The following is a 15,947-nucleotide window of genomic DNA, read 5'->3' as shown; positions in this document are numbered from 1 at the left end:
CCTGTTCAGGAGGGGCGTTTTTACTGGTGGGGCCCGTTAGGATCTCGGCCATGCCCGACGGCCCCCGGATATCCGCGTCCGCCCTTCCGCAGCAGCGGACGGACTGGCCGGCGCGGGTGGGGGCGCTGCGGCAGTGGGCGCAGGGTGGGGAACGGGCGCCGCACAAGCCGTTGTTGTTGCTGTACGCGCTGGGGCGGTTCCAGCGGGACGGGGGCCTGGAGCTGCGGTACTCCGAGGTCGAGGCGGATCTCAAGCGGTTGTTGGCGGACTTCGGGCCGAACCGGCGGACCTCGCCCGCCTATCCGTTCCACCACCTCGTCGGCGACGGGGTGTGGGAGGTGCGGACCGACGCGGGGCCGGGCAGTCCGGGGGCGCTCGTCGGGGCGCTGCGCGCCGGCCGGGCGGCCGGGCGGCTCGCGCCCGGGCTGCGGGAGGCCCTGCGGCACGAGCCCGGGCTGCTCGGGCAGTTGGCACGGGTCCTGCTGGACCGGCACTTCGCGCCCTCGCTGCACGCCGACCTGGCCGACGGCGTCGGGCTCGTCCTGGAGGCGGGCGGCCCGGTCCCGCACGGGCGGGCCGAAGTGCGGCGCCGCGACGCGGAGATGCGGGCGCTGGTGCTCGACGCGTACGAGAACCGGTGCGCCTTCTGCGGCTTCGACGGGGCGCTCGGCGGGAGCGTTCCGGTCGGGCTGGAGGCGGCGCACGTGCGCTGGTGGGCGTTCGCGGGGCCGGACGTGGTGAGCAACGGGCTGTGCCTGTGCTCCCTGCACCACCGGCTGTTCGACCGGGGAGTGCTGGGGCTGACCGAGGAGCGGCGGATCACGGTGTCGCGACGGTTCACCGGCCGGAGCGAGGCCGCGCGGGTCCAGGTGCTGGAACTGGGCGGACGGGCGCTCCTCGGGCCCCGGGCCGGCGGCGCTCCCGTGGCCGGGGAGCACATCGTGTGGCACACGCGGCAGGTGTTCCGGGGCAGTTGAGCGCCGGGCCGTGTCCGACAGCTCTTGAGGCCGCCGCCTCGCAGGTGCGGGTGCTCCCCGTCGTGTCACATGACAGGGGTGGCCTGCCCGGCGGCGGTCCAGGAGCCGCCGGGCAGGCCTCAGCCCTGCAGCTTCAGATACCGCAGCACCTCGTCGAACAGCTTCTCCCCCTGCGTCCGCGCCTTGCCCTTCTCCGGCATGGCCACCTCCACCGACCAGGCGCCGTTCCGCGCCTTGTTGACGATGACGCGGGTGTGGCGGAAGCCCTTGGGGTCCTCGGCGTCGGCGTAGGACTTGCGGTAGACGGTGGTGACGTCGGCGGCCTCGTGGCCCTGGACGGGCTTGGCGGACGACACCGTCGAGCGGGCGTCGTTGACCGACGACACCTCTCCCTTCTCGAAGCGGGACTTGAGCTTCGACGCCTCCTCGCGGGCCGAGCCGACCCGCTGCTCCTTGTCCTTCGGGTCCTCCTCCCTGCGGGTCAGGGAGATGGTGTAGACGCCGCCGGGGTCCTTGAAGGAGACGATCCGCTTGTCGGTGTCGATGCTCTTGACGTAGTCCTCGGGGACGGTGATCGACGCCCGTACGATCTCCGGCTCGTCGCGGACCTTCCAGTGCAGCGGGGTCGCGGGACCGTAGCCGAAGGGATTGATCGCCACCAGCGCGACGGCCGCACCGACGACGAACAGGCCGGCACCCAGGCTCCATTGGAGCTTGCGGTTGCGGTGGAGGACCGGGGGGACCCAGCGGTTGCCGGGCGCGGACGGGACGGGCAGCGGGGCCGGGCGCGTCAGGGACTCCAGGACCTCGCGGATCCCGTCGGCGGCCGGGCGGGCCGCGGGGTCCTTGCTCAGGAGGCGGGTCAGCAGGCCGGTGAACGCCTCCGGGCCGTGCGTCGGGCGCGGCGGTTCCGCGGAGAGGATCGCCTGCATCGTCGCCTGGGCGTTGGTGCGGCGGAACGGCGACATGCCCTCCACCGCCGCGTACAGCACGACGCCCAGCGACCACAGGTCGGAGGCGGGCCCGGGGAGCTGGCCCAGCGCCCGTTCCGGAGCCACATATTCCGGGGAGCCGACGAAGCCGCCCGTCTCCGTCAGGCCCTGCTCGCCCTCGATGCGGGCGATGCCGAAGTCGGTGAGGACGACGCGGTCCTCCGCGCCGAGCAGGATGTTGTCCGGTTTGACGTCCCGGTGCAGCACGCCCGCCGCGTGTGCCGCGGTGAGCGCGCCCAGGACGGCCAGGCCGATCCGGGCCGCCTCGCGGACGTCCAGGGTCCCGCCGTCGAGGCGGCCGGCCAGCGACTCGCCGCGGACCAGCTCCATGACGATCCACGGACGTCCGTCCTCGATCACCACGTCGTGGACGGCGACGACGGACGGGTGGGCGACGCGGGCCGCCGCGCGGGCCTCCTGCCGCATGCGCTGGTGCACGTTGAGCCGCGCGGACTCCGGCAGGTGGTCGGGGACGCGCGGCTCCTTGACCGCGACCTCGCGGTCGACGACCTCGTCGTGCGCCTTCCAGACCGTGCCCATCCCGCCGTGGCCCAGCCGGGAGACGAGGCGGTAGCGGCCGCCGACGAGGTGCGGTTCGGCGTCGCCGACCGATGCCCCGTTCAGTGTTCCCACGTCAGGTCCGGCGTAAGGATTCGGCCACGCCGGACCCGGCGGCCGCAGACCGTAGCTCGTGGGCTCCCCGGCCCGTCCCCCATCATTCGTCATGCCCCAATCATCGCCTGACGCGCCACCAGGGCCGGTCAGGGGTTCCGCAGGAGCGTATCGCCGTATTAGCGTGGGAAACCGGGCGCGGCACACGGGCCTGAATTCGGCTCGTACCGGTACGGGTTGGATTCCGCGAGAAGCGCGAAGAAGGACGAGAGACCGAAAAGGACCTGCGCCAGTGCCCCAGGGACGACTGCTCGCCGTCAGCGACCTGCACATCGCCTACGCCGAGAACCGCACCATCACCGAGCAGCTGCGCCCCGGCTCGGACGACGACTGGCTGATCGTCGCCGGCGACGTCGCCGAGCAGTACGCCGACGTCGAGTGGGCCCTGCGGCTGCTCGCGGACCGGTTCGCGAAGGTCGTCTGGGCGCCCGGGAACCACGAGTTGTGGACCCCGCCCAAGGACCCCTGCGACCTGCGGGGCGAGAAGCGCTACCTGCGCCTGGTGGAGCTGTGCCGGGAGCTGGGCGTCGCGACGCCCGAGGACCCCTACCCCGTCTGGGAGGGCGAGGGCGGCCCGGTGGCCGTCGCCCCGCTGTTCGTCCTCTACGACTACTCGTTCCGGGTGCCGGGGGCGGACACCAAGGAGGAGTCCCTGCGCCGGGCCTACGAGTCCGGGGTGGTCTGCACCGACGAGCACTTCCTGCACCCCGACCCGTACCCGACCCGCGAGGACTGGTGCCGGGCCCGCGTCGAGTACACCGAGCGCCGCCTCGCCGGACTCGACCCGGCGCTGCGCCCCGTGCTGATCAACCACTGGCCGCTGCTCCGCGAGCCCACCCGGATCCTGCGCTACCCGGACTTCGCGCAGTGGTGCGGCACCACGCTCACCGCCGACTGGCACGTGCGCTTCCGGGCCGCGGCCGCGGTCTACGGCCACCTGCACATCCCCCGCGTCTCCTGGCACGACGGGGTCCGCTTCGAGGAGGTCTCCGTCGGCTACCCGCGCGAGTGGAGCAAGCGCCCGCCGCGCGAGCCGCTGCGCCAGATCCTCCCGCAGCCGGTCGACCGCCCCGGGGACGTGTGGTGATCAAGGAAATGACCGAGGAATGATCGAGGAACTGCTGCCCCCCGGGGCCTTCGCCGAGCACACCTTCACCGACGCCACCGACGACCCCGCGAGCGTCCTCTTCCCCGAGGAGGCGGAGCGCATCGCCCGCGCCGTGCCGCGCCGGCAGCGCGAGTACGCCACCGTGCGGGTGTGCGCGCGCAGGGCACTGGGCCGGCTCGGGTACGCGCCCGCCCCGCTGCTGTCCAGCCGCCGCGGGGCGCCGCAGTGGCCGGACGGCGTGGTCGGCTCCATGACGCACTGTCAGGGGTACCGGGCGGCCGTCGTGGCGCGCGCGGACGACCTCGCGTCCGTCGGCATAGACGCCGAGCCCAACGGGCCGCTGCCGGACGGGGTGCTGGACACCATCGCCCTGGCCTCCGAGAAGGAGTGGATCGCCGCCCTCTCGGCCGCGCACCCCGCCGTGCACTGGGACCGGCTGCTGTTCAGCGCCAAGGAGAGCGTCTTCAAGACGTGGTACCCGCTGACCGGTCTGGAGCTGGACTTCGACGAGGCGGAGCTGACCGTGGACCCGGTCGCGGGGACGTTCGCGGCCCGGCTGCTGGTACCCGGCCCGGTGGTCGGGGGCCGTCGGCAGGACGGCTTCGCGGGCCGCTGGACCGCGGGGAACGGCCTGGTGGTGACGGCGATAGCGCTGCCGCTCGGGCCCGCGCCGGAGGAGGAGCGGGGCGAGGAGGCGTACGCCCACAGCCCGTCAGGGGCCTGAGCCGGGGGCGACGGCGGGGGCGACCCCGGAGCCGGAACGATTCGCCGCGATCGGCGCGAACGGTTCCGTCATCCGGCCACCCCCTCCTAAGCTGGGCAACCGCACTGTGGTTCGAGCAGTTCACAAGCACGGGGGGTGCTGCGTGTCTCACCTTCGGACACGTGACGAGTTATTGGCCCGGCCTTTCCCACGAGGTCCCGCCGGGACGGGCGTAACGGACACGACGAGCCTGACGAGCGCGCCGGAATCCTGCGCGAAAGGTTTCGCCGCACAGGGGGCCGCCGTGACCGCGGCCGCGGTCAACGCCGGTTTCACCGGCATCGATCCGGACGGCCCGGCCTTCCTCGCCTCGCTCGGCGGCCTCGTCGCCGGATCGGGGGCGGCGGTGGACGCGGTCCTGCCGGGACGGCCGGCCGAGGCACGGCAGATGTGCGGGGCGCTGCTGCGGCTCCTGCGCACGGACCGGATCGCCGAGTTGAGGCTGCTGCGCACCACCGCCCCACCGGCGGGCGGGGCGGCGCGGGACCTGGTGCCCGACCCCGACTGCGCCGCGCGGATCCGGGTGACCGACACCCCGATCCCCGAGGTCATCATCGTCAACGGCCGGGCGGCGCTGGTGCGTTGCGGCGTGGCCGGGGCCCGGCGGGCCTCGCTGGTGCACGCCCCCGACGTGGTCCGGACGCTCCAGGCGCTGTTCTCCGGGGTGTGGCGGACGGCCGTCCCCGTGGAGGGTCCCCGGCAGGGCCCGGCCTTCGAGCTCTCCGAGGGCGCCTACCGCGTCCTGCGGCAGATGTGCACGGGCGACACGGACACCGCCGCGGCCCGCGAACTGTCCATCTCCGTACGGACCTACCGCCGGCACGCGGCCGAGATCCTCCGGGTCCTGGGCGTCACCTCGCGCTTCCAGGCCGGGGTGCGGGCGATGGAGCTGGGCCTGCTGAAGAGCGGCACGGGCGGCCCCGCGCACTGACCCGGACAGCACTGCGGGGCCGTCCCGGGTGGGACGGCCCCGCAGTTGCTTCCGGCCGTGGAAGCGAACGGGTCACTTGCTGACGCAGACGTTCCCGCTCGCCGCGTTCAGCAGGCCGACGATGTCGATGGTGTTGCCGCAGAGGTTGATCGGGAGGTGGATCGGGATCTGGATCACGTTCCCGGAGACGACACCCGGGGAGCCGACGGCGGCCCCCTTCGCGTCGGCGTCGGCGAGAGCGGTGCCAGTGACGCCGGCCAGAGTGGCGCCCACGGTGGCGGTGAGGACGGCTGCCTTGGCGATTCGTGACATGGGGGGTGACACCTTTGTTCGGTCTGACAGGGTCGAACTCACGGCCGTAAAAGGCCGGAGTCCGGATCAACGTCCGTTGACCGCAAAGGTTTCATTGCATGAGGCGGACGGGTGACGGAGCACGGTCACCGCGGATCCGGTGGCACCCGGGTGTCGTCTGTACAGTCGCCGCGCCGCACCGCTACAAGGGACGTGGGACCGATCGGTGCGGGAGGCAACGATGCGCAGGATCGCGATCGTCGGTGCGGGGCAGGCGGGACTGCACCTGGCTCTGGGACTCCTCCGGGCCGCGCCCGGGGACTACGACGTGCTGCTGGTCTCCGACCGCGGGCCGGAGGAGATCCGCGCGGGCCGGGTGCAGTCCACGCAGCAGATGTTCGCCCCGGCCCGCGCCCTGGAGCGGGCGGCCGGGCTGAACCTGTGGGACATGGAGACCCCCTGGATCGAGGGCATGCGGCTGACCACCGCCGACCCGCCGGGGGTGGCCGCCCGGACGATCGCCGCCGACCTGGAGGCGCCGGCCCAGTCGGTGGACCTGCGGCTGAAGACGGCCCGCTGGCTGGAGCTGTTCGAGGAGGAGGGCGGCCGGGCCGAGTACCGCTCGGTGACCGCGGACGACCTGCCGGCGCTGGCCGCGGCCCACGACCTGACGCTGGTGGCCTCCGGACGCGGCGACCTGGGCGGGATCTTCGGCCGCGACGGGCGCCACAGCCCCTTCACCGCCCCGCAGCGTGCCCTCGCCGTCCTCTATGTGCACGGCGTCGCGCCGCATCCGCGGTGGCCTTCGCACATGCGGATGACCGGCTGTCCGGGGGTGGGCGAGCTGATGGTCCTGCCCGGGCTGACGCTGTCCGGGCCGTGCTCGATGCTGCTGTGGGAGGCCGTCCCGGACGGCCCGTTCGACCGCTGGCGCGACCGGCCGGGCCCGGCGGAGGCCCTGGAGCGCTCGCTGGAGCTGATGCGCGCCTGGGCGCCCTGGGAGTACGAACGGTGCGCGGCTGCCGTGCCGACGGACGCCGGGGCCGTGCTGACCGGGGCCTTCGTCCCCGTCGTGCGCCATCCGGTCGCCGAGGTGGCCCCGGAGTCGTACGTGCTGGGCATGGCGGACGCGGTCGTCCTCAACGACCCGCTCACGGGGCAGGGCTCCAACAACGCGGCGCACTGCGCCGACCAGTATCTGCGGGCCGTCCTCGCCCGCGGCGACCGGCCGTTCGACCGGGCGTGGATGCACGAGGCGTTCGCTCCCTGGTGGGAGCGGGCCCGGCACACCGTGGCCTTCACCAACACCATGCTGCGGCCGCTGCCGCCGCACGTCCGGGCCGTGCTGACCGCCGCGGCCGACCGCCCCGCCATCGCCCACCGCTACGTCAACGGCTTCCCCGACCCGGCCGGGTACCGGGACTGGCTGCTGGACGCGGACCGCGCGGAGGCCTACCTCGCTGCCCTGGGATAGCGTGGCCGGGTGAGCGGCACGAGGACCACGAGGACGAGGCGCGGTGACGGGCAGGGGCCCGTGGTCTGCGCCGTGTCCCTCGGCGGCGGGCTCGGCGCGGCGGCCCGCTACGGGGCGGGACTGCTGTGGCCGACGGCGGCCGGGGCCTTCCCGTGGACCACGTTCCTCGTCAACGCGACCGGCTGTGCGCTGATCGGCGTCCTGATGGCGGCGATCGACGGCCTCGGCGCGCCGCACCGGCTGCTCCGGCCGTTCCTCGGCACGGGCGTGCTGGGCGGCTACACCACCTTCTCCGCCTACGCGGTCGACTTCCAGCGCTTCGTCGCGGACGGGCGGGCCGGGACGGGGCTGGCGTACCTGGTCGCGACGCCGCTCGCCGCGCTGGTGGCGGTGTGGGCGGCGGCGGGTGCGACGCGCCGGGTTCTCGTGGGGAGGGTGCGGTGAGCGCGTCCGCGCTGCGTCTGACGGTTTGCGTCGGCGAGTCCGACACGGCCGGGGCGTCGCATGGCCGGCCGCTCTATTCCGAGATCGTGCACCGGGCGCACCGGGCCGGGCTCGCGGGGGCGAGCGTCTTCCGCGGGATCGAGGGCTTCGGGGCGTCGTCGCGGGTGCACACGGCGCGGCTGCTGTCGCTGAGCGAGGAGTTGCCGGTGGCGGTGGTGATCGTGGACGCGGAGGAGCGGGTGCGGGGGTTTCTGCCCGTCCTGGACGAACTCCTCGACGGCCGGGGTCTGGTGACCCTCGACGCGACCGAGGTCCACCGCGGGTGAACTGGCTCCTCGTCGTCGCCGGCGCGATGGCCGGCGCGCCGCTGCGTTACCTGACCGACCGGGCGGTGCAGGCGCGGCACGACTCGGTGTTCCCGTGGGGGACGTTCACGGTGAATGTGGTGGGGTGTTTCGTTCTCGGCGTGCTGACGGGGGCCGTGCCCGGGTCTGTCCGGCTGTTGCTGGGGACGGGGTTCTGTGGGGCGTTGACGACGTATTCGACGTTTTCGTACGAGACGTTGCGGCTGGTGCGGGAGGGGGGGCGGGGGTTCGCGGTGCTGAATGTGGTGGGGAGTGTGGGGGCGGGGGTGGGGGCGGCGTTCGGGGGTGGGTGGCTGGGCGGCGTGTTGTTCTAGCCCCGGCCCGCCCTTTCACCGTTTCTGAAGCGCCCTTCGGGCGCTGTCCTCAAACGCCGGACGGGCTGATTCAGCCCGTCCGGCGTTTGAGGACGAGCGGCGAAGCCGCGACATGGGGTCCGGGGCGCAGCCCCGGCAGGGGTGCAGGGGGCGCAGCCCCCGCCTCACCGCGCGGAGCGCGGTGCCGGGCCGAGGGGCGGAGCCCCGGGAGAAACGGTGAAAGGGCGGGCCGGGGGCACCCCCTACCCCGCACCACCCCCGAGGTGTTCCAGCAACACCCCCCACAACTCCCGCGCCGCCCGCGGCGGAGGCGCGTCCTTGCGGTGGGCCACCGCTACCGTCCGGCGCATGCGGTCGCCGGCGAAGGGAGTCACGCGCAGGCCCGACCGCCCCGCCACCATCCCCGGCACCACCGCCACCCCCAGGCCCGCCCGGACGAAGCCCAGCACCGCGTCCATCTCGCCGCCCTCCACCGTGAACGACGGCTCGAAGCCCGCCGAGCGGCAGGCGGCGATCGTCATCTCGCGCAGGTCGTAGCCGCGGCGGAACATCACCATCGGCAGGCGGCGGAGGTCCTCGACGCGCATGCGGGCCCGGCGGACGGGCGGGGGGAGGGACGGGGAGGAGACGACGACCAGGTCCTCGCGGAGCAGTTCCGTCGTCGTCAGGGCGGGCCCGCCGACGCCCAGCGGCGTGATGATCAGGGCCAGGTCCAGGCCCCCGGCCGCCAGGCTGCGCACCAGGTCCTGCGACCCGCCCTCGTCGATGAAGAGCTCGATCCCGGGGAAGCGGGCGTGGTAGGCGCGCAGCACGTCCGGCACCAGGCTCGCGCACAGACTCGGCGGCGCCCCCAGCCGCACCCGTCCCCGCCGCAGCTGGGCCACCTCCTGCACCTCGCGCCGCGCGGTGTCCGTGTCGGCGAGGATCCGCCGCGCCAGCGGCAGCAGCGACTCCCCCGCGTCGGTCAGCGTGATGTTGCCGCGCGCCCGGTGGAAGAGGTCCGCGCCCAGCTCCCGTTCCAGGGCGCGGATCTGCTGGGACAGCGACGGCTGCGCGACGTGCAGCGCCTCGGCGGCGCGGGTGAAGTGCCGGAGCTCGGCGACGGTCGCGAAGTAGCGGAGCTGCTGGAGTTGCATTCCCACAAGGGTAGATAGGCAGAGCCTATGGAAACCAGCTCCGCCATGTCTTGGACGCATCGAAGGTTACCGACCTAGCGTCGGTGACATGGCACTGGCGACGACCCGGGCGGACCGCCCCCGGTCCCTCATCGGCTTCGTGTGGCACTCGACCGTCGGCAAGAAGGCGGTCATGGCGGCCACCGGTCTGATCATGCTGGCGTACCTGGTCGCCCACATGGTGGGCAACCTGAAGATCTTCTTCGGCGCCGGGGAGTTCAACCACTACGCGCACTGGCTGCGCACGATCGGCGAGCCGATCCTGCACTACGAGTGGTTCCTGTGGATCCTGCGCGTCGCGCTCGTCGTGTCCGTCGTGCTGCACGGCGTCGCCGCGTACCAGCTCAGCCGCCGCGACCTCGCCGCGCGCCCCGCGAAGTACGAGCGCCGGCGGGCCCGTACGAGCTACGCCACGCGCACCATGCGCTGGGGCGGGATCATCCTCGGCCTGTTCATCGTCTGGCACATCCTCGACCTCACCACGCTCACCGTGAACCCCCGCGCGGAGCACGGCCACCCCTACGAGAACCTCGTGGCCTCGTTCGACCGCTGGTACGTGAACGCCCTCTACATCGCCGCGATGCTCGCCCTGGGCCTGCACATCCGGCACGGCTTCTGGAGCGCCGCCCAGACGCTGGGCGCCAACTCCCCCCGCCGCGACCGGGTGTTCAAGGCCACGGCGAACGGCCTCGCCGCACTGCTGACCCTCGGCTTCGTCGCCGTCCCGATCGGCGTCATGACAGGAATCGTGAGCTGACCCATGTCCGACTACGTCCACTACCGGACCGGCGAGCCCGTCGCCGACACCAAGGCGCCCGACGGCCCGATAGCCGAACGCTGGGACCGCCGCCGCTTCGAGGCGAAGCTCGTCAACCCCGCCAACCGCCGCAAGCACACGGTCATCGTGGTCGGCACGGGCCTGGCCGGCGGCTCGGCGGGGGCCACGCTCGCCGAACAGGGCTACCACGTCGTCCAGTTCTGCTACCAGGACTCGCCGCGCCGCGCGCACTCCATCGCCGCGCAGGGCGGCATCAACGCCGCCAAGAACTACCGCAACGACGGCGACTCCATCCACCGGCTCTTCTACGACACCGTCAAGGGCGGCGACTTCCGCGCCCGCGAGTCCAACGTGCACCGCCTCGCCCAGGTCTCCGTCGAGATCATCGACCAGTGCGTGGCGCAGGGCGTGCCGTTCGCCCGGGAGTACGGCGGCCTGCTGGACACCCGGTCGTTCGGCGGCGTGCAGGTCTCGCGGACGTTCTACGCCCGCGGCCAGACGGGACAGCAGCTGCTGCTCGGCGCGTACCAGGCGCTGTCCCGGCAGATCGCGGCCGGCACGGTCGAGATGCACCCGCGCACCGAGATGCTCGACCTGATCGTCATCGACGGGCGGGCGCGCGGGATCGTCGCCCGCGACCTGATCACGGGCGAGATCGGCACGTACTTCGCGGACGCGGTCGTCCTCGCGAGCGGCGGCTACGGCAACGTCTTCTACCTCTCCACCAACGCCAAGAACTCCAACGCCACGGCCGTCTGGCGGGCCCACCGGCGCGGCGCGTACTTCGCCAACCCGTGCTTCACCCAGATCCACCCCACCTGCATCCCGCGCTCCGGCGACCACCAGTCGAAGCTGACGCTGATGAGCGAGTCGCTGCGCAACGACGGCCGCATCTGGGTGCCGAAGGCGAAGGGCGACACGCGCCCGGCGGCCCGGATCCCCGAGGACGAGCGCGACTACTACCTGGAGCGGATCTACCCGTCCTTCGGCAACCTCGTCCCCCGCGACATCGCCTCGCGCGCGGCGAAGAACGTCTGCGACGAGGGGCGCGGCGTCGGCCCCGGCGGGCAGGGCGTCTACCTGGACTTCGCCGACGCGATCCGGCGGATGGGCCGCAAGGCCGTCGAGGCCAAGTACGGCAACCTCTTCGAGATGTACGAGCGGATCACCGCCGAGGACCCGTACGAGGTGCCGATGCGGATCTATCCGGCGATCCACTACACGATGGGCGGGCTGTGGGTCGACTACGACCTCCAGACCACCGTCCCGGGCCTGTTCGCCATCGGCGAGGCCAACTTCTCCGACCACGGGGCGAACCGGCTCGGCGCCTCGGCGCTGATGCAGGGCCTGGCGGACGGCTACTTCGTCCTCCCGTCCACCATCAACGACTACCTGGCCCGGCACCCGCACGACGAGGTCCCGGCCGACCACCCGGCGGTGACGTCCGCCGTCGCCGAGGTGACGGACCGGCTGGCGCGGCTGCTCGCCGTGGACGGCGACCGCACGCCCGACTCCTTCCACCGCGAGCTCGGCGAACTCCTGTGGGACGAGTGCGGGATGGCCCGTACGGACGCCGGGCTGCGCAAGGCGCTGGGGCGGATCCCGGAGCTGCGCGAGGAGTTCTGGCGCCGGATCAAGGTGCCGGGCACGGGCGAGGAGCTCAACCAGTCCCTGGAGAAGGCCAACCGGATCGTCGACTACCTCGAACTCGCCGAGCTGATGTGCCTCGACGCGCTGCACCGGACCGAGTCCTGCGGCGGGCACTTCCGCGAGGAGAGCCGGACGCCGGAGGGCGAGGCCGCGCGCAAGGACGAGGAGTTCGCGTACGCGGCGGCCTGGGAGTTCGCGGGGACGGGCGCGGCGCCCGTGCTCCACAAGGAAGACCTGCACTTCGAGTACGTCCACCCCACACAGCGGAGTTACGCGTGAAGCTCACCCTGCGCATCTGGCGCCAGCGCGACGCGGACACGGCCGGCGCCATGACCACCTACGAGGTGGACGGCATCAGCGAGGACATGTCGTTCCTGGAGATGCTCGACCACCTCAACGAGGAGCTGATCCTCGCCGGCGACGAGCCGGTGGCCTTCGACCACGACTGCCGCGAGGGCATCTGCGGCGCCTGCGGCATGGTCATCAACGGTCAGGCGCACGGCCCGGAGCGGACCACGACCTGCCAGCTCCACATGCGGCACTTCCGCGACGGCGACACGATCGACGTCGAGCCCTGGCGGGCGGCGGCCTTCCCGGTGGTGAAGGACCTGGTCGTGGACCGGTCCGCCTTCGACCGGATCATCGGCGCGGGCGGCTACGTCTCCGTCCCGACCGGGGCCGCGCCCGAGGCGCACGCCACCCCCGTACCCAAGGAGGCCGCCGACCTGGCCTTCGAGCACGCGGAGTGCATCGGCTGCGGCGCGTGCGTGGCGGCCTGCCCCAACGGGTCGGCGATGCTCTTCACTTCGGCGAAGGTCGTCCACCTGAACGTGCTGCCGCAGGGCGGGCCGGAGCGGGAGTCGCGGGTGCTGGACATGGTCACGACCATGGACGACCAGGGCTTCGGCGGCTGCACCAACACCGGCGAGTGCGCGACGGCCTGCCCGAAGGGGATCCCGCTGTCGGCGATAGGCCGGCTGAACCGGGAGTACCTGCGGGCGTCGGTGAAGGGCGGGGGCGGGCGGCGCGGGTGAGGTGACCGGCCGGTCGGCGGCGGGGTGAGGTGACCGGCCGGTCGGCGTGCCCTGCCCGCTCCCCGGCCGGGCCGAGGGGATTCTTGCCCGGTGAGCGACGACCTGCCCCCGCGGCCCCCGCACCACGAAGGCCGCGTCCGGGCCGTCGAAGGACGGCTGAACTGGCTGCGCGCCTCGGTCCTGGGCGCCAACGACGGAGTGGTGTCCACCGCCGGCCTCGTCGTCGGCGTCGCCGGTGCCACGCAGCACCGCGGCACCCTGCTGACGGCCGGCCTGGCGGGGCTGCTGGCCGGCTCGATCTCGATGGCGGCCGGGGAGTACGTATCCGTCTGCGCCCAGCGCGACGCGCAGCGGGCCGCGCTGGAGACGGAGCGGCGGGAGCTGCGCGAGCACCCCGAGGAGGGGCTGAACGCGCTGGCGGCGGAGCTGCGGCAGCGCGGGCTGAGCCGTGGTGTGGCCCGTGCGGCGGCCCGGCAGCTCAGCAGGAAGGACGCCCTGAAGGCCCATGCCCGGGTGGAGCTCGGCATCGACCCCGAGGCGCTCACCAACCCCTGGGCCGCGGCCGTGGCGAGCTTCCTCTCCTTCACGGCGGGCGCCCTGCTGCCGCTGCTGCTGATGGTGCTGCCGCCGGCCGGCTGGCGGCTGCCGGTCACCGTCGCCTCCGTGCTCGTCGCGCTGGTCCTCACCGGCTGGAGCGGGGCCCGGCTCGGCGGTGCCACGGTCCGCCCGGCGGTGGTGCGCAACGTGGCCGGCGGGGCGCTCGCGATGGCGGTGACCTACGCGGTGGGCAGGCTGCTGGGTTCCGCCGTGTGACCCGAACGGCCGCCCGCCTTCCTTACCATGACGGTATGACCGCCGAGCTTCCCGAACCCGCCGCCCCCGGCTCCCCCGTGTTCCGCGCCTCCCACGCCGAACGGGAGGCCGTCGTGGAGCGCCTCCAGGACGCCGCCGCCGAGGGGCGGCTCGACTTCGCCGAGCTGGACGTCCGGCTGGAGAAGGCGCTGAACGCCAAGGACCAGGGGGAGTTGTCCCTGCTCGTCGCCGATCTCCCGCCGGCCGCCGGGGCCGGTCCGGGCGAACCGCTCGACCTCAAGGGCGGGATGCACGGCGTCGTCCGCACCGGGGCGTGGAAGGTGCCGGCCCTCATCACCGTGAACGCGGGCATGGGCGGGGCCGTCCTCGACTTCACCCGGGTCTCCACCCGGCTGCCCGAGGTCGAGATCCGGGTGAAGGCCAAGACGGGCGGGGTCAAGATGATCGTGCCGGAGGGCTGGGCCGTGGACACGGACCGGGTGGATCCCTCCATGGGCGGCGTCAGGAACCGGACCACGGCCGGTGAACCGGCTCCCGGGACGCCGCTGATCCGGGTCACCGGCAGCGCCGGCATGGGGGGCGTCGTCGTACGCCACCCCAACGCCTGGGAGCGCCGCAAGCTCAAGCGCGAACTGGAGTCCTAGACGCTTTCTCCACGTCCACCGGCGGCGCGGCGGGTTCCTCGGACGTCCGCGTGAGGGTCAGCCCCGCGCCCAGCGGGGCGCACAGGACCAGGATTCCGCCCGCCATGCCCAGCGCGAAGCTCCACAGGCCCATCATCACCGCGATGGACAGGTGGAAGAGCAGGCCCGCCGCCATCACGTACCACCGCGCCCGGCCGCGCACCAACGGGCTGACGGCGAGGGAGAGTTCGATCGCCAGCGGGATCCAGGTCATCCCGGCCACGCCCCAGGACGTGGAGAGGACCGGGGTCACCAGGTGGCTCAGCCACGACGCGGGGCCGAAGTCGGGGTTGGTGCCCCAGTACCACATGGCCGTTCCGTCGGCCCACTCCGAGTGCGGCAGCTTGGCCACCGCGGCCTGGAAGTACAGGACGCACATCTGCGCCTTCAGCACCACCAGGCTGCTCAGTCCCAGGAGGGCGAAGACCTTGCGGACACGTCCGGCCTCCGCCAGCTGGACGGGCGGCTGCCAGTGCCAGCGGCGCGGGTCGCCCAGTGCCGGGAGGACGAACAGGACGGAGAGCACCAGGCCGATCTGGTCACCGCCGTCGACGATCGAAATGCCGTCGAACACGCTGTAGTTGATGTAGAGGTGGGGCAGCGCGGTCAGGCGCGGGCGCCAGCCGGAGGCGACGACCAGGAGGACGGCGACGCAGATCCACCGGATCCAGGTGAGGCCGGCGTGCGACGAATCGGCGAGGCAGAAGACGCTGGCCGCGGCGGTCGACCTGCAGGGCGGGTAGTCGCCGAGGGTGGCCACCGGGCGGAACAGGGTGTCCGTGGAGGACGCGGCCAGGGTGCCGATCGTCCCGAGCGCGACGAGCGTACGGGCGAGGCCGTAGACGTTGGTCCACGGGAAGGGGAAGCGGTGCGTTCGCGCGGCGCTCATCGGCACTCCACCTCCCAGGACGCCACCCGCGTCGGGGTCGCCTTCTCCTCGGACAGGTCACGCCAGGCCCACGGAATCGGCTTCATCTCGACCACCGCCGCGCGTCCGCAGAGCGAGGGCGAGGGCGAGGGGTTGGTGGTCTTCATCCGGCTTTTCACTCGTTCCAGACATTCGGTGGGAGAGTCCGCGCTGTCGCAGTCCGTCCAGCGGGTTTCCTTCTGCCGCAGCATCAGGGCGACTTCGACGCCCTGGGTGCGGGACGCCCGGTCGAATCCGAAGAGGTTGGAGGGGCGGGAATGCGGGGTCAGCGCGATGCTCTTCCAGTGCCCGTCGACCTCCCGGTAGGGGGCGTACGTCGGGTCCTTGGCGGACTTGGTGAAGAAGGCCCAGCCCTGTGGCACCACGGCGGACGCGGGCTTCTTCACACTGTCCTGGCCGGGCAGGGTGACGGCGTTGGACGGCAGGAAACTCTGGGCGACATAGAGGATGACGACGACCCAGGCCGCGGCCGCGACACGGGTCCACGACCGCGGGACGTCGGTGGCGGCGGCCTTGGTGTCACATCTGATCTCGAACTGGAAAAAGCGCATGGCT

18 protein-coding genes are annotated in these 15,947 nt (G+C 73.0%); 13 read left to right on the top strand and 5 right to left on the bottom strand.

Going from position 1 to position 15,947, the window contains the following annotated elements; genetic code table 11:
* Positions 1–50: 50 nt before the first annotated feature.
* A complete protein-coding gene (locus tag I5Q34_RS01790) occupies positions 51–977 on the top strand; it encodes a phosphorothioated DNA-binding restriction endonuclease (RefSeq protein WP_199890278.1) in 927 nt (308 codons plus the stop codon).
* A 119-nt stretch (positions 978–1,096) separates the two neighbouring features.
* Here I5Q34_RS01790 and I5Q34_RS01785 read toward each other — a convergent pair whose 3' ends face one another.
* A complete protein-coding gene (locus tag I5Q34_RS01785) occupies positions 1,097–2,695 on the bottom strand; it encodes a serine/threonine-protein kinase (protein ID WP_199890277.1) in 1,599 nt (532 codons plus the stop codon).
* Positions 2,696–2,873: 178 nt separating this feature from the next.
* On the opposite strand from I5Q34_RS01785, the gene I5Q34_RS01780 reads away from it, so the two are divergent.
* The 3 genes from I5Q34_RS01780 (at position 2,874) to I5Q34_RS01770 (ending at position 5,443) form a co-directional block, all read left to right on the top strand.
* Positions 2,874–3,728, top strand: coding sequence for a metallophosphoesterase (locus I5Q34_RS01780; RefSeq protein ID WP_199890276.1), 855 nt, complete (start codon positions 2,874–2,876; stop codon positions 3,726–3,728).
* Positions 3,729–3,747: 19 nt separating this feature from the next.
* Complete coding sequence (locus I5Q34_RS01775) at positions 3,748–4,473, top strand: 4'-phosphopantetheinyl transferase (RefSeq protein ID WP_199890275.1); 726 nt, start codon at positions 3,748–3,750, stop codon at positions 4,471–4,473.
* A 283-nt stretch (positions 4,474–4,756) separates the two neighbouring features.
* Entirely contained in the window at positions 4,757–5,443 is a 687-nt protein-coding gene (locus I5Q34_RS01770; protein ID WP_199890274.1) for a response regulator transcription factor, read from the top strand.
* A 72-nt stretch (positions 5,444–5,515) separates the two neighbouring features.
* Here the strand turns inward: I5Q34_RS01770 and I5Q34_RS01765 are convergent, their stop codons facing one another.
* Positions 5,516–5,755, bottom strand: coding sequence for a chaplin (locus tag I5Q34_RS01765; protein ID WP_199890273.1), 240 nt, complete (start codon positions 5,753–5,755; stop codon positions 5,516–5,518).
* A gap of 220 nt (positions 5,756–5,975) precedes the next feature.
* Between I5Q34_RS01765 and I5Q34_RS01760 the strand changes: the two genes are divergently transcribed.
* The 4 genes from I5Q34_RS01760 to crcB are packed head-to-tail and all read left to right on the top strand — an operon-like array spanning position 5,976 to position 8,331.
* A complete protein-coding gene (locus I5Q34_RS01760; RefSeq protein ID WP_199890272.1) occupies positions 5,976–7,208 on the top strand; it encodes a styrene monooxygenase/indole monooxygenase family protein in 1,233 nt (410 codons plus the stop codon).
* 9 nt (positions 7,209–7,217) lie between these two features.
* Entirely contained in the window at positions 7,218–7,652 is a 435-nt protein-coding gene (locus I5Q34_RS01755) for a CrcB family protein (RefSeq protein ID WP_199890271.1), read from the top strand.
* Positions 7,649–7,978, top strand: coding sequence for a DUF190 domain-containing protein (locus tag I5Q34_RS01750; protein WP_199890270.1), 330 nt, complete (start codon positions 7,649–7,651; stop codon positions 7,976–7,978). Before I5Q34_RS01755 ends, I5Q34_RS01750 begins: the two co-directional genes overlap by 4 nt.
* Positions 7,975–8,331, top strand: coding sequence for a fluoride efflux transporter CrcB (gene crcB, locus I5Q34_RS01745; RefSeq protein ID WP_199890269.1), 357 nt, complete (start codon positions 7,975–7,977; stop codon positions 8,329–8,331). Before I5Q34_RS01750 ends, crcB begins: the two co-directional genes overlap by 4 nt.
* A 242-nt stretch (positions 8,332–8,573) precedes the next feature.
* Here the strand turns inward: crcB and I5Q34_RS01740 are convergent, their stop codons facing one another.
* A complete protein-coding gene (locus I5Q34_RS01740; protein ID WP_199890268.1) occupies positions 8,574–9,467 on the bottom strand; it encodes a LysR family transcriptional regulator in 894 nt (297 codons plus the stop codon).
* An 88-nt stretch (positions 9,468–9,555) separates the two neighbouring features.
* Between I5Q34_RS01740 and I5Q34_RS01735 the strand changes: the two genes are divergently transcribed.
* The 5 genes from I5Q34_RS01735 (at position 9,556) to I5Q34_RS01715 (ending at position 14,425) form a co-directional block, all read left to right on the top strand.
* Complete coding sequence (locus I5Q34_RS01735) at positions 9,556–10,263, top strand: succinate dehydrogenase cytochrome b subunit (protein ID WP_199890267.1); 708 nt, start codon at positions 9,556–9,558, stop codon at positions 10,261–10,263.
* Positions 10,264–10,266: 3 nt separating this feature from the next.
* Positions 10,267–12,213, top strand: coding sequence for a fumarate reductase/succinate dehydrogenase flavoprotein subunit (locus tag I5Q34_RS01730; protein WP_199890266.1), 1,947 nt, complete (start codon positions 10,267–10,269; stop codon positions 12,211–12,213).
* Complete coding sequence (locus tag I5Q34_RS01725) at positions 12,210–12,968, top strand: succinate dehydrogenase/fumarate reductase iron-sulfur subunit (RefSeq protein ID WP_199890265.1); 759 nt, start codon at positions 12,210–12,212, stop codon at positions 12,966–12,968. Before I5Q34_RS01730 ends, I5Q34_RS01725 begins: the two co-directional genes overlap by 4 nt.
* 90 nt (positions 12,969–13,058) lie before the next feature.
* Positions 13,059–13,781, top strand: coding sequence for a VIT family protein (locus I5Q34_RS01720; protein WP_374192955.1), 723 nt, complete (start codon positions 13,059–13,061; stop codon positions 13,779–13,781).
* Between the two features lie 35 nt (positions 13,782–13,816).
* Entirely contained in the window at positions 13,817–14,425 is a 609-nt protein-coding gene (locus tag I5Q34_RS01715; protein ID WP_199890264.1) for a DUF1707 domain-containing protein, read from the top strand.
* On the opposite strand, the gene I5Q34_RS01710 is transcribed toward I5Q34_RS01715, so the two are convergent.
* On the bottom strand, positions 14,403–15,353 hold the full coding sequence (locus tag I5Q34_RS01710; RefSeq protein ID WP_199890263.1) for a sporulation-delaying protein SdpB family protein: 951 nt from the start codon (positions 15,351–15,353) through the stop codon (positions 14,403–14,405). The two genes, I5Q34_RS01715 and I5Q34_RS01710, sit on opposite strands and share 23 nt — an antisense overlap.
* The gene (locus I5Q34_RS01705) at positions 15,350–15,943 is read right to left on the bottom strand and encodes an SdpA family antimicrobial peptide system protein (protein WP_199890262.1); all 594 of its coding nucleotides are present in this window, start codon (positions 15,941–15,943) and stop codon (positions 15,350–15,352) included. The genes I5Q34_RS01710 and I5Q34_RS01705 overlap by 4 nt, the downstream gene beginning before the upstream one ends.
* Positions 15,944–15,947: the final 4 nt, after the last annotated feature.

This window comes from Streptomyces sp. AV19 (assembly GCF_015999245.1).
Lineage (GTDB): Bacteria > Actinomycetota > Actinomycetes > Streptomycetales > Streptomycetaceae > Streptomyces.
Note: the sequence above shows the minus strand (reverse complement) of the source record. Positions and strands in the feature narration are given on the sequence as shown.

What these genes read in the sequence shown, in the direction of transcription:
- I5Q34_RS01790 (WP_199890278.1), top strand. Translation starts at nt 51, where the DNA reads ATGCCCGACGGCCCCCGGATATCCGCGTCCGCCCTTCCGCAGCAGCGG.
- I5Q34_RS01785 (WP_199890277.1), bottom strand. Translation starts at nt 2,695, where the DNA reads ATGACGAATGATGGGGGACGGGCCGGGGAGCCCACGAGCTACGGTCTG.
- I5Q34_RS01775 (WP_199890275.1), top strand. Translation starts at nt 3,748, where the DNA reads ATGATCGAGGAACTGCTGCCCCCCGGGGCCTTCGCCGAGCACACCTTC.
- I5Q34_RS01765 (WP_199890273.1), bottom strand. Translation starts at nt 5,755, where the DNA reads ATGTCACGAATCGCCAAGGCAGCCGTCCTCACCGCCACCGTGGGCGCC.
- I5Q34_RS01760 (WP_199890272.1), top strand. Translation starts at nt 5,976, where the DNA reads ATGCGCAGGATCGCGATCGTCGGTGCGGGGCAGGCGGGACTGCACCTG.
- I5Q34_RS01740 (WP_199890268.1), bottom strand. Translation starts at nt 9,467, where the DNA reads ATGCAACTCCAGCAGCTCCGCTACTTCGCGACCGTCGCCGAGCTCCGG.
- I5Q34_RS01735 (WP_199890267.1), top strand. Translation starts at nt 9,556, where the DNA reads ATGGCACTGGCGACGACCCGGGCGGACCGCCCCCGGTCCCTCATCGGC.
- I5Q34_RS01730 (WP_199890266.1), top strand. Translation starts at nt 10,267, where the DNA reads ATGTCCGACTACGTCCACTACCGGACCGGCGAGCCCGTCGCCGACACC.
- I5Q34_RS01715 (WP_199890264.1), top strand. Translation starts at nt 13,817, where the DNA reads ATGACCGCCGAGCTTCCCGAACCCGCCGCCCCCGGCTCCCCCGTGTTC.
- I5Q34_RS01710 (WP_199890263.1), bottom strand. Translation starts at nt 15,353, where the DNA reads ATGAGCGCCGCGCGAACGCACCGCTTCCCCTTCCCGTGGACCAACGTC.
- I5Q34_RS01705 (WP_199890262.1), bottom strand. Translation starts at nt 15,943, where the DNA reads ATGCGCTTTTTCCAGTTCGAGATCAGATGTGACACCAAGGCCGCCGCC.